At 63.0% G+C, this 13571-nt stretch carries 4 protein-coding genes and 1 CRISPR repeat array; all 4 genes read right to left on the bottom strand.

What is annotated here, in order from left to right; translation table 11 throughout:
- Window positions 1–234: 234 nt before the first annotated feature.
- Window positions 235–10375: direct repeats of the CRISPR family, unit length 32 nt; unit sequence GTTTCAATCCGCGCCCCCGCGTGGGGGGCGAC.
- A 211-nt stretch (window positions 10376–10586) separates the two neighbouring features.
- Genes cas2 through cas7c form a run of 4 tightly spaced genes read right to left on the bottom strand, consistent with a single transcriptional unit; the run spans window position 10587 to window position 13563 of the window.
- Window positions 10587–10877, bottom strand: coding sequence for a CRISPR-associated endonuclease Cas2 (gene cas2 / locus ACOY6C_RS13535; RefSeq protein WP_420905998.1), 291 nt, complete (start codon window positions 10875–10877; stop codon window positions 10587–10589).
- A gap of 10 nt (window positions 10878–10887) precedes the next feature.
- On the bottom strand, window positions 10888–11922 hold the full coding sequence (gene cas1c, locus ACOY6C_RS13530; RefSeq protein ID WP_420905997.1) for a type I-C CRISPR-associated endonuclease Cas1c: 1035 nt from the start codon (window positions 11920–11922) through the stop codon (window positions 10888–10890).
- Between the two features lie 3 nt (window positions 11923–11925).
- On the bottom strand, window positions 11926–12594 hold the full coding sequence (gene cas4 / locus ACOY6C_RS13525) for a CRISPR-associated protein Cas4 (RefSeq protein WP_420905996.1): 669 nt from the start codon (window positions 12592–12594) through the stop codon (window positions 11926–11928).
- 24 nt (window positions 12595–12618) lie between these two features.
- Window positions 12619–13563: a type I-C CRISPR-associated protein Cas7/Csd2 gene (gene cas7c, locus ACOY6C_RS13520; RefSeq protein ID WP_420906124.1), complete on the bottom strand. Its 945-nt coding sequence runs from the start codon at window positions 13561–13563 to the stop codon at window positions 12619–12621.
- Between the last annotated feature and the right edge of the window lie 8 nt (window positions 13564–13571).

The raw sequence follows: 13571 nt of genomic DNA, 5'->3' as shown, positions 1-13571 counted from the left end.
GGCTTTTTCCCTGGTTTTCTGAGTCAGGAAAGGGGCCTTGTAAAGTGGTGTTGCTGCTCTTTCGTCGCTTTGCTCTGGCCTCTCGAGCGGCTTCGAGCTTGCCGTCACGAGCATCCCAGATCTCCTGCTGCCGTCCTTCCAGCCGGTCTCTGGCGCAATGAAACCAATGGCGATGTGCAACCGGACATTATTGTCGTGATCGACGTCATTCCCCGCAATCGGATAACCCACGAAGTTTCAATCCGCGCCCCCGCGTGGGGGGCGACATGGTGGCCGATCAAGATGGGTTGCCCACCGGCGTTTCAATCCGCGCCCCCGCGTGGGGGGCGACTTGGGTGCGCACGCACTTGACCGCCTGAAGAATGTTTCAATCCGCGCCCCCGCGTGGGGGGCGACGGTTCACGGCGCGTTGACCGAGATCGATACCCGTTTCAATCCGCGCCCCTGCGTGGGGGGCGACGAAAAGATGGGGCGACCCCCGGACTGACCGTCCGTTTCAATCCGCGCCCCCGCGTGGGGGGCGACCAGGCACGCAAAGCGCACAAATGCAGCGAGTGTCGTTTCAATCCGCGCCCCCGCGTGGGGGGCGACGTCATGCGGGCCATCCGCCGCGTCAAGGATGCGTGGTTTCAATCCGCGCCCCCGCGTGGGGGGCGACGATCGCGCAATATTTAGTATGCTTGACGCATACGTTTCAATCCGCGCCCCCGCGTGGGGGGCGACCTTGCGATTCGCCGACATGAGATATGAGGATTTGTTTCAATCCGCGCCCCCGCGTGGGGGGCGACTATTCCCGCCGTCGCCCGTATCTGCTCCTGTCGTTTCAATCCGCGCCCCCGCGTGGGGGGCGACTGTGGCCATGGCAACGCCTGATCAGTTGTTGGCTATGTTTCAATCCGCGCCCCCGCGTGGGGGGCGACGCTGCAAAAGGCGTCAAGGACGACAAAGAGGTTTCAATCCGCGCCCCCGCGTGGGGGGCGACAAAATCCGAAAGGGTTATCCTCTACATCCCGAAGTTTCAATCCGCGCCCCCGCGTGGGGGGCGACGATGCCGAGCTAACCAATACCAATAAAGTTTCAATCCGCGCCCCCGCGTGGGGGGCGACAAGTCTGTCCATCCCGACATCCATGCTGCGCTGGTTTCAATCCGCGCCCCCGCGTGGGGGGCGACAACTTGCCGGCGCGTCATTTCTCGGTGCGGAAATGTTTCAATCCGCGCCCCCGCGTGGGGGGCGACGTATGCCCGCCGTCGCCCGTATCTGCTCCTGTCGTTTCAATCCGCGCCCCCGCGTGGGGGGCGACCTACAACGTCGGCGCTGGCCGCCCGAACCAGGACGGTTTCAATCCGCGCCCCCGCGTGGGGGGCGACTGCCGCAGATGTGGCGCGATGGGTCCAGATGATCGGTTTCAATCCGCGCCCCCACGTGGGGGGCGACGGTCTGCGATGCTTGCCATCAATCAAGATTGATGTTTCAATCCGCGCCCCCGCGTGGGGGGCGACTCCCCCAGTTCGTCCAGCCCTTCCTGTTCGATCTTGTTTCAATCCGCGCCCCCGCGTGGGGGGCGACTTAACTCCGCCGCATGCTGCATGAGTAGCACAAAGTTTCAATCCGCGCCCCCGCGTGGGGGGCGACAGCCATCTTACTGCGAGTACGACGGGTTTACCTGGTTTCAATCCGCGCCCCCGCGTGGGGGGCGACATTTATCGGGCGGATGACGGCGGCGGCCACATCGTTTCAATCCGCGCCCCCGCGTGGGGGGCGACGATGTGCGAGTGTGATCGTGACGCGGAAGCGCCGGTTTCAATCCGCGCCCCCGCGTGGGGGGCGACCGCAAGATCGATCTTTTTGCCCTGGGCGCGGACGGTTTCAATCCGCGCCCCCGCGTGGGGGGCGACATCCTCCCGCGAATTATTGCGCGGGATGTCTTCGTTTCAATCCGCGCCCCCGCGTGGGGGGCGACAAGTCGGAGACTGCATCGAGCAGCACATGCAAAGTTTCAATCCGCGCCCCCGCGTGGGGGGCGACGTGCGGAAATGAAAAATGCCATTTTAGACGCACAGTTTCAATCCGCGCCCCCGCGTGGGGGGCGACCCTGGCCACCCGGATAGCTCCACCTCATCGACTACGTTTCAATCCGCGCCCCCGCGTGGGGGGCGACGTGTTTCCGGCGCAAAACTCCCAGCCGCGAACCTGTTTCAATCCGCGCCCCCGCGTGGGGGGCGACCATTTCGGCCCAGCAAGAAAGCCGCGCCAGATCGTTTCAATCCGCGCCCCCGCGTGGGGGGCGACGAGTCGAGCAGCAGACGCGCGCGCGGTGGAAAGAAAGTTTCAATCCGCGCCCCCGCGTGGGGGGCGACCCATCACGTTGATTATTCCGGGTTCAAGAGGCAGTTTCAATCCGCGCCCCCGCGTGGGGGGCGACGACAACGCACGCATGGAAGAATTCTTCTGGGCAGTTTCAATCCGCGCCCCCGCGTGGGGGGCGACTGCTGACCTTCGCCACGCCGACCTGCGCGACGCGTTTCAATCCGCGCCCCCGCGTGGGGGGCGACAATGGCCGCATCTCCAGACATGATCGACGCCTTGTTTCAATCCGCGCCCCCGCGTGGGGGGCGACATCAGCGCGGCGGACGGTGGACATGTGGACGACGTTTCAATCCGCGCCCCCGCGTGGGGGGCGACGCGACAATGACCGGGGGTTTTGGTGGTCGCCGTCGTTTCAATCCGCGCCCCCGCGTGGGGGGCGACTCACCGCCCAGCACAACCAGCCCGCGCTCCACCAGTTTCAATCCGCGCCCCCGCGTGGGGGGCGACAATGAGATAGCCAACACGTTGTCTTACGATGAGTTTCAATCCGCGCCCCCGCGTGGGGGGCGACAACGGACGCTTGAAGCCATCGAGGCGGTACTTGAGTTTCAATCCGCGCCCCCGCGTGGGGGGCGACCGTGCGGGTGGAGCGCATCCAGGAGATCACTGAAGTTTCAATCCGCGCCCCCGCGTGGGGGGCGACCAATATTTCGTATATAAGTCACCGTCTATTCCTGTTTCAATCCGCGCCCCCGCGTGGGGGGCGACCTGGCCACCCGGATAGCTCCACCTCATCGACTACAGTTTCAATCCGCGCCCCCGCGTGGGGGGCGACACAAGTGCTTGTCTGGGACCAAGTGGTGTGGACCGGTTTCAATCCGCGCCCCCGCGTGGGGGGCGACCGCGCCGTTAAGACTTGTCATGCGCAGGTTCGCGTTTCAATCCGCGCCCCCGCGTGGGGGGCGACATGGCAAGCGTTTGATCGTGCGGACGTACAAACGTTTCAATCCGCGCCCCCGCGTGGGGGGCGACCTGTGCGCACAGGTGGCCACCTCTATGAGACCAGTGTTTCAATCCGCGCCCCCGCGTGGGGGGCGACTCTGTTGGAGGGCACATGCAATTGCCGCGCTTCGTTTCAATCCGCGCCCCCGCGTGGGGGGCGACGTCGAGCAGCAGACGCGCGCGCGGTGGAAAGAAAGTTTCAATCCGCGCCCCCGCGTGGGGGGCGACACGTGGTGACCATGTTCCACGCTTGCATATGCAAGTTTCAATCCGCGCCCCCGCGTGGGGGGCGACACGTGGTGACCATGTTCCACGCTTGCATATGCAAGTTTCAATCCGCGCCCCCGCGTGGGGGGCGACCACAAATCCCGAAGACAGGAAAAGCTGTTACTTGGTTTCAATCCGCGCCCCCGCGTGGGGGGCGACTGTCTCCGTCAAACTCGATGCGTGCCGTGAAGTCGTTTCAATCCGCGCCCCCGCGTGGGGGGCGACAGGTTACTGGTCGCGGTTTGGTGGTAAGTATTTGTTTCAATCCGCGCCCCCGCGTGGGGGGCAACGAGGGTTGAATATGAGCGCCACAAAGATTGCCAGTTTCAATCCGCGCCCCCGCGTGGGGGGCGACGACGCCCGATACTTTTGCGACACCGGGGGTCTATGTTTCAATCCGCGCCCCCGCGTGGGGGGCGACAAGGTGTTTCGTGGATTTAGCCGGTTGCGTGCCGTTTCAATCCGCGCCCCCGCGTGGGGGGCGACCATTTATTCATCTCCTTCCACTTTCTGTAATGTAGTTTCAATCCGCGCCCCCGCGTGGGGGGCGACCGATTGCAAGTCAAAAAACGCAATCAAACGCAAAGTTTCAATCCGCGCCCCCGCGTGGGGGGCGACTCGTCAACCGGTTTGACTGTTTTCAGACCTTCCAGTTTCAATCCGCGCCCCCGCGTGGGGGGCGACAGCATGGTCACTGATTGGGAGGGTTGAGACAATGTTTCAATCCGCGCCCCCGCGTGGGGGGCGACGCGTCAACGGTGCCGGTACAACGCCAGCCGTCTGTTTCAATCCGCGCCCCCACGTGGGGGGCGACCCAACGTTTTGGCGAACATGCTGCCAGGCAGGAAGTTTCAATCCGCGCCCCCGCGTGGGGGGCGACCTTGTCAAAAGCTGCTCGGTGATACGTCTTGCTCGGTTTCAATCCGCGCCCCCGCGTGGGGGGCGACAATGATATTTTGACCATGACCGCCTATAACGCTGGTTTCAATCCGCGCCCCCGCGTGGGGGGCGACCCTGCCGTCGCTCCAGAGAGGCGACGGCAGACGTTTCAATCCGCGCCCCCGCGTGGGGGGCGACCGTGGCCTTGCTCATCGCCAAGTATTGGAGCAAGGTTTCAATCCGCGCCCCCGCGTGGGGGGCGACTCAAAGCGGATGCACCAGGCGCGTTGCGCGCGCTGTTTCAATCCGCGCCCCCGCGTGGGGGGCGACTCGTTGCAGATGGTTTGACAAGGAAAGAATTACAGTTTCAATCCGCGCCCCCGCGTGGGGGGCGACCTTGTTGGACTCGCTTGCGTGGCGCGCGTCCGGTTGTTTCAATCCGCGCCCCCGCGTGGGGGGCGACGACGGATGCAGCACGGCGGGAGGACGATATGCGATGTTTCAATCCGCGCCCCCGCGTGGGGGGCGACGGCGTCTCCAAGTGTGATAGTCGGTGATCGACTCGTTTCAATCCGCGCCCCCGCGTGGGGGGCGACCATTTATTCATCTCCTTCCATTTACGATAATGTAGTTTCAATCCGCGCCCCCGCGTGGGGGGCGACTGACCGCGCCAAGAACAGGAGTGTGTCTGCTCTCGTTTCAATCCGCGCCCCCGCGTGGGGGGCGACGACACGTTATGACGATTGCAAGCGAAAAACGCAAAGGTTTCAATCCGCGCCCCCGCGTGGGGGGCGACACGGTCTTTAAGCATGGCGAAATCATGATCCCAGTTTCAATCCGCGCCCCCGCGTGGGGGGCGACTCGACGCCTGCCAGCTGGCACCTTGGCATTATCAGCGTTTCAATCCGCGCCCCCGCGTGGGGGGCGACACTTTCGCTTTGATCTCTTCAGCATCCCACATCAAAGTTTCAATCCGCGCCCCCGCGTGGGGGGCGACTCTGCCGTCGCCTCTCTGGAGCGACGGCAGGGCGTTTCAATCCGCGCCCCCGCGTGGGGGGCGACCCACATTTTGTGGCGTTGACATGGCAACGGTCAGCGTTTCAATCCGCGCCCCCGCGTGGGGGGCGACTTTGCGACCTTGGCGCGATACGCAAGTGCCAAGGTTTCAATCCGCGCCCCCGCGTGGGGGGCGACGGTCCGCGGCAGTACCGGTCTAATCGCCAGGGCTGGTTTCAATCCGCGCCCCCGCGTGGGGGGCGACAGCCCTTCCGCGCAGGAAAACCCCCTCTTGACTGTTTCAATCCGCGCCCCCGCGTGGGGGGCGACCGTCGGTGCCGATCAACACCATGGTGGCTTCCAAGTTTCAATCCGCGCCCCCGCGTGGGGGGCGACACATGACATCATGCACATCAAATCCGGGAGCAGGTTTCAATCCGCGCCCCCGCGTGGGGGCGACGCGTTGAGCATGGCGCGACGGTGTACAAACACGGCGTTTCAATCCGCGCCCCCGCGTGGGGGGCGACACTTTCGCTTTGATCTCTTCAGCATCCCACATCAAAGTTTCAATCCGCGCCCCCGCGTGGGGGGCGACTCTGCCGTCGCCTCTCTGGATCGACGGCAGGGCGTTTCAATCCGCGCCCCCGCGTGGGGGGCGACAAGGAGACGGTCTGGTATACGCTGTGACCAGGGTGTTTCAATCCGCGCCCCCGCGTGGGGGGCGACCCCTTCTCGATCAGCCATGCACGAGCGATCCGTTCGTTTCAATCCGCGCCCCCGCGTGGGGGGCGACTCTTCCCGCCTGTGACGCCCTGAAGCGCCTGTTGTTTCAATCCGCGCCCCCGCGTGGGGGGCGACCGGCTGGTCGCAAGACCCAGACGCGGAGACCGGTGTTTCAATCCGCGCCCCCGCGTGGGGGGCGACTCGGTGATGTGCGGTTGCCGGACGGCACGATGTGGTTTCAATCCGCGCCCCCGCGTGGGGGGCGACGAAAATCCCTGGGTGTGGGTGAGAGATTTCAAAAGTTTCAATCCGCGCCCCCGCGTGGGGGGCGACCCTTGTACACGGGCGTCGGCGTGTACCCGCCGCAGGTTTCAATCCGCGCCCCCGCGTGGGGGGCGACCATCTGGCGGATGATAGACGCTGCTACCTGGATATTGTTTCAATCCGCGCCCCCGCGTGGGGGGCGACGTTTAACGTCAGTTATCTATACAACATCGTGTCGTTTCAATCCGCGCCCCCGCGTGGGGGGCGACGCGGCGATTCGGGATTTCTCCCGGGTGACCGGTTTCAATCCGCGCCCCCGCGTGGGGGGCGACCGCGATTCCCATGGTGTGAGTATTACAAGTCACAGTTTCAATCCGCGCCCCCGCGTGGGGGGCGACCGGAGGCGGATTTGCAAGTCCGTTTTAAAGACGGTGTTTCAATCCGCGCCCCCGCGTGGGGGGCGACCTGTAACGCACAACATCCCTTCGTAGTCCTCGTAGTTTCAATCCGCGCCCCCGCGTGGGGGGCGACCACGGCGTCATATTTTTTCGCGATCCGGGCCAGGTTTCAATCCGCGCCCCCGCGTGGGGGGCGACCGGGCCAAGGTCGGCAAGTCCGTGGTTGGCATGTTTCAATCCGCGCCCCCGCGTGGGGGGCGACATCAACACGCCAAGCGGTGTGGGAGCGGGTGAAAGTTTCAATCCGCGCCCCCGCGTGGGGGGCGACTCCATGTCGGCGACAAGACCGATGGGAGTACCGAGGTTTCAATCCGCGCCCCCGCGTGGGGGGCGACCAGAGATACGGAGCATGCCTGAGACCTTCATAGTTTCAATCCGCGCCCCCGCGTGGGGGGCGACTTGGAATATGTCTGCGAGATTGATATGGGATACAGTTTCAATCCGCGCCCCCGCGTGGGGGGCGACCGCGCATTGGGCGCCTATTGTCGAGCAACTTCGTGAGTTTCAATCCGCGCCCCCGCGTGGGGGGCGACTTCCATCGGTTCGTCCCTTTCGGTTCAGTGGTTGTTTCAATCCGCGCCCCCGCGTGGGGGGCGACGATTGAGATGGTTCCGTTCCCGGCGGACACAAAGTTTCAATCCGCGCCCCCGCGTGGGGGGCGACGGCCGTTGGCGATGGTAACCGCGAATCCGGAGGTTTCAATCCGCGCCCCCGCGTGGGGGGCGACGTTTGACCATCTGGGACGCGATTGAACTTTATATGTTTCAATCCGCGCCCCCGCGTGGGGGGCGACTTTGAAACTCTGCGGGCTGAAGGTCGTCGGCACTGGTTTCAATCCGCGCCCCCGCGTGGGGGGCGACGTTGATGATGGTGTTCTACTCCGGTACGCGCAAGTTTCAATCCGCGCCCCCGCGTGGGGGGCGACGGTCGCAGGGTGTGGTTTTGGTTGTAAGTATTTGTTTCAATCCGCGCCCCCGCGTGGGGGGCGACCCCTGCCGTCGCCCCAGAGAGGCGACGGCAGACGTTTCAATCCGCGCCCCCGCGTGGGGGGCGACCGCCATCCCGAAGTCCACCACCGTTTTAATGATGTTTCAATCCGCGCCCCCGCGTGGGGGGCGACTACTGCTCCAAAGCGGCGTCGTAGTAGGTGTTGGTGTTTCAATCCGCGCCCCCGCGTGGGGGGCGACGTTACTAGTCACGGGTCGGGAGGGTTGAGACAATGTTTCAATCCGCGCCCCCGCGTGGGGGGCGACCTGATCGCGCGCAACGCCAAGGGCCCTTACAAGGTTTCAATCCGCGCCCCCGCGTGGGGGGCGACACCCATTCCGCCTTGAAACCCTGCCATCCACGCGTTTCAATCCGCGCCCCCGCGTGGGGGGCGACCACCGCGCTGCGGCCAGTCTTTGCCACCACGGGGTTTCAATCCGCGCCCCCGCGTGGGGGGCGACCCTAGTGTTGAGTACATTGCTGCGGGAGAGTCTGTTTCAATCCGCGCCCCCGCGTGGGGGGCGACTGGCGGATGATAGACGCGCCGACATGGATGGTAGTTTCAATCCGCGCCCCCGCGTGGGGGGCGACATATTCGCAGCATCATCCTTAAAACGGATTAGTGTTTCAATCCGCGCCCCCGCGTGGGGGGCGACCGGAAAATTCCGAGTCGTTCAAGGGTTCCCGCATGTTTCAATCCGCGCCCCCGCGTGGGGGGCGACCATGCGCGATGTGGTCAACGCGCTCCGTAAGCAGTTTCAATCCGCGCCCCCGCGTGGGGGGCGACCGCTGAAGCTCGCGCCCAGAGGGTTGTACAAGGTTTCAATCCGCACCCCCGCGTGGGGGGCGACGCTCCGTTTGACGTCTGATAACAAGCAAGATGTTTCAATCCGCGCCCCCGCGTGGGGGGCGACCGTCATAGTCCGCAAAAGCGGCATTGTCACAATGTTTCAATCCGCGCCCCCGCGTGGGGGGCGACCCATCGTGATTTCCACCGGGGCGTCCATCCCCCCGTTTCAATCCGCGCCCCCGCGTGGGGGGCGACAACTGGTGGTTCGGGTCGAGCAAGACCAGCGCGGTTTCAATCCGCGCCCCCGCGTGGGGGGCGACGATAGGCCATGACCACAAACAGCTTGACCGTTTATGTTTCAATCCGCGCCCCCGCGTGGGGGGCGACCATGCGGCGCGCGGTGGGATGAGATGGACCTAGTTTCAATCCGCGCCCCCGCGTGGGGGGCGACCTTTCAAAGCTACCTTGCAGGTTCTCACCGCGGAGTTTCAATCCGCGCCCCCGCGTGGGGGGCGACAAGCTCAACAATGCCGCGCTCCACGGGGCGTTTCTGTTTCAATCCGCGCCCCCGCGTGGGGGGCGACCGTGCCGCCCTGAATGCCAATCTCGTCGAGTATCAGTTTCAATCCGCGCCCCCGCGTGGGGGGCGACTACGTCTCCAGGGTGCGATCGTAAAACCGTTCCGGTTTCAATCCGCGCCCCCGCGTGGGGGGCGACATGGCGGAAGTTACTTTCGCACCTCGGCAAGACGTTTCAATCCGCGCCCCCGCGTGGGGGGCGACCACCGCGCTGCGGCCCGTCTTTGCCACCACGGGGTTTCAATCCGCGCCCCCGCGTGGGGGGCGACGTCCTATCAAGATCGTGGGGGCGGCAGAAAGGGGTTTCAATCCGCGCCCCCGCGTGGGGGGCGACTATCGGCGCGCTATTAATAGGTGTTGGTATAGGGTTTCAATCCGCGCCCCCGCGTGGGGGGCGACCGTGGTGACTTGACAAGCTGCAAAAGGAGCACAGTTTCAATCCGCGCCCCCGCGTGGGGGGCGACGTGGCCGCCGGTGTGCTGGTAATGGATGATGCCGGGTTTCAATCCGCGCCCCCGCGTGGGGGGCGACCCGCAGGCAAGGTGTGCAAGTTGGTCTGTGCCTTGTTTCAATCCGCGCCCCCGCGTGGGGGGCGACGTCCCTTCTTATGCGCTTACAAAAGATCTGGCCGTTTCAATCCGCGCCCCCGCGTGGGGGGCGACCCAGGCTCCTTGATTGTTGACCGGGCGGTCAAGAGTTTCAATCCGCGCCCCCGCGTGGGGGGCGACGTTACTCCTCTGATCTGTCGGTTTGGTTAGCTAATGTTTCAATCCGCGCCCCCGCGTGGGGGGCGACCACCCTGCAAGGGGTTCTCAGGATTGCTCCCGGAGTTTCAATCCGCGCCCCCGCGTGGGGGGCGACGAGGCGCAGGATTTTCATTGAAGCGGCGTTAGGTTTCAATCCGCGCCCCCGCGTGGGGGGCGACTCGGATCATTGCCGGTCCCGGTTGGCGCGCAAGAGTTTCAATCCGCGCCCCCGCGTGGGGGGCGACCAATCAGCTGTTGCAAAAAATGCAACAACTGAAGTTTCAATCCGCGCCCCCGCGTGGGGGGCGACACCTTAACACCGGATCTCTTGACGATTGGCATAAGTTTCAATCCGCGCCCCCGCGTGGGGGGCTGCTGCAATACAACATTTTGATATTAAATATTTTTTATTGGTCGTTACGCGAACCTCCAGATGAATGGGTTTGAATGTTGAATGACGGAACCGGGGAATTCTACAATAATAATATGATATCAAACAGTTTTCATTTGTTTTTCTTGTTGAAACGCCACTCTGTGCGCTTGGGTTTCGCGTGGGGCGTTTGGTGGCACTGGCGTTGGCTGGAGCATCAGACGATTAATGGGCCATCGATATCATAGGACACCTTGATGCCGTAGTGTTCCACGCGGTGATGCCACTCGGCACCCAGATTATAAAACCGAATGCTGTCCTCGGTCGGATCCATGATCTCCAGCAACCTGTGTTTGAATTGGGTGAATTGGGCTGGATCGACTTTGCATTCAAATACCGAATTTTGGACCCGCTGTCCATAGTCAAGACACGCCTTGGCGACACGTCTCAAACGTCGGCGGCCTGCTGCATGCACCGTGGACACATCATAAGCGACGAGAACATACATGGTTTAATCCTCAACGCCACAAGAAGGCCGGATAGGCATCCAGATCGCCTCGCAAATGACGCGCCAGCAGTCTGGCCTGGAGGTGTGGCAATAGTCCGTAAGTGGTTTTTTCGTTCAGGAATGGGTGTGTCAACGTTTCCTTTTTGCGTTCTTGCCACGCCACCAAGACTTTTTTCCGGGACTCTTCACGGAGCAGAACCGCGCCGTTTTCGCGCTGCTCAAAATCCTCGGCATTCACCTGTTTGCGGTTGATCAGACTCAAGGCCAGACGATCGGCCAATACCGGACGGAACTCTTCCATCAAATCCAAGGCCAAGGAGGGACGTCCGGGGCGATCCCGATGAAAAAAACCGACCGCCGCATCCAGACCGGTGGCTTCGAGAGCGGAACGGCAATCATGGGCCAACAAGGCATAAAGAAACGATAACAGGGCATTGACCGGATCCAGGGGTGGACGGCGGTTGCGTCCGGAGAATTGAATGGCGGGATCCCCTCCAGACAGCATGTGTCCGAATGCATTGAAATAGCAGTGGGCTGCATGGCCCTCTTCGCCACGCAGGGTATCCGCACTCTTGGCCAGAGAGACACCGCGCAAGGCTCTGGCCAATTCGTCCACGGCCTTGGATAAACCATCCACATGATCGCCATCGGGTCGGTCCCGTCGTGTTCGTTGCAATACGCTGCGGCAGTTGGCGATTTTGGCGGCCACGCAGTGTTTTGCGATTTCCAACGAGGGAGCGTCCAGGTCTGCACGACGATACTGCTCCCGCCGCAACAAGACATTGCCCGGAGCAAACCCGGTTGCTGCCGCCAGAAAATGGCCATGCGGCGTGCAGAAAGACAACGTCACCCCACCTTCGGCACATGCGGCCATCAACTGGGCGGACGCTCCGATATCCCAGCCCAGACAGACGATGCCATCCAGATTGTGCAGAGGGATCCTCAAGCGGGTTTCGCCCTCCACCCGCACCTCCACGGTTTCCCCCTGCTTGCGCAACCAAGCCCCTTCCAGGGTCACGAACAGGGTATTGAGATGTTGTTGCATGGTTCAACGCTCCATCAGGAGTTGGTTCAGCGTATCCCGGAACCAGTTGCCGACCTGAGCAGGCGTCTCACGGCGACGTGGCAGGCAGATCTGCAGCAGTGAACAACCACGACACAGACTGGCGCGATAGAGCGCGGCAGGCGTTACGCCACGCTCCAGAAGCGCATGCAGGGCTTGCGCGGCCTGAATCGTGGTATCGCGCAACTCCAGGGTGAAGGGCACTTCGGTACGTCGGCGGGGTTCGCCATAAAACAGGGCGCCCTCGGTGATCGGAATGCCAAGCATCTCTTCCAGACAGATCGCCTGGGCGCACAACTGCACCAGATCGGCTGCATGGGATTTGGGGCGGCCGCGTTTGTATTCCACGGGCCGCACCGCATCCCATCTCTCCGCAGCATTTGGATGCCGTTTGCGCGAGGACAGAAACTCCACCAGATCACACTGCCCGATCACCCCCAGAGTCTCGGAGACCACGGACAGACCTCGGACCAGACGGATTCCCGGTCTGTTCTCTCCAGAGGTTTCGTGGACCTTTTCATGCAGCAGGTTGCCTTCGGCGGTCAGACGGTTGTTGATCCAGACCTGCTCCAGGTGGATCAAGGCGCATTGCCGCTCGCAATAGACAAAATGTTGCAATGCCGACAAAGGGGCATAACGGCGTTCTGGATTCATCGGTGCCGCCTCGCTGCTGAAAGACTACACCCGCCGGATCAGGGCAACCCCTTTAGCTACCTGTTCCATCGTTCCGCCGGGAGCCAAGACGCTTTCCAGCGGCTTGCCATCGAAGGTGATCTCATAATCCGTGAAGGCGCGCGCCGGTTTCCCGGGCTGGAGCAGCCTGACGCCGACCCGCTCGAACAGGGTATGGGCCGGAGCATCCCCCAGGGCGCTGTCATGGCGGAAGATCAACAGCGCGCGCGCCACCATCTCGCCTCGACTGGCGGAGCGGTCGTGTTCAAACATGTTCTCCAGGGATTGCCAGAGCAGTTCCAGATCCTCCTCCGAAAATCCGGTCTGTTGCGCCAGGGGCGCGCTGACGAAACCGTGGGTACGGTACAGTCCATAGGGGATGGTGAATTTCCGTCCCATGGTCCGGTTGTCCCCATCCTGTTTTTTGGCCTCTTCCTCGGTGGTGACTGCCATGCGGGTGATGCTGTGTTCGGCGGCGATGACCGGATCGCTGCTGCGGCCAAAGGTGAATTGGATCGGTCCACGCACTTGACCGCAGTTGGTTCCCGTGGTCATGACCGCTCCAAAGGCGCGCACATCGTAAAAATTGCGGCACATCCATCTGCGTGCCGCATCCACCTGCTCTCCGCTGCCCTTGCGTTTGCCATCCTTGCCATCCTGGGTGATCCCCAGCGCTGCATGGGCGCGGTCATGTTGTTGATTCAAAATTGCCTTCTCGCGAACATAGATGTCATATCCCGCGCCGGTCACTCCCACATCGTGCGTCTGCTGCTCCAGATGACGCAGTTGCACATAATTGCGGATCTTGCGTTTGAGACAGACATCGGTGACCAAGCCATGACTGGTCTCGGCATCGATGCGTGGCAGATTGCCGGCATCCGGGTCGCCATTCGGATTGCCGTCCTTGACATCAAACAGATAGACGAAATCATAACGATGGTTCATGGTAATCATTCCTT

This window comes from Candidatus Magnetaquiglobus chichijimensis (assembly GCF_045865675.1).
Lineage (GTDB): Bacteria > Pseudomonadota > Magnetococcia > Magnetococcales > Magnetaquicoccaceae > Magnetaquiglobus > Magnetaquiglobus chichijimensis.
Note: the sequence above shows the minus strand (reverse complement) of the source record. Positions and strands in the feature narration are given on the sequence as shown.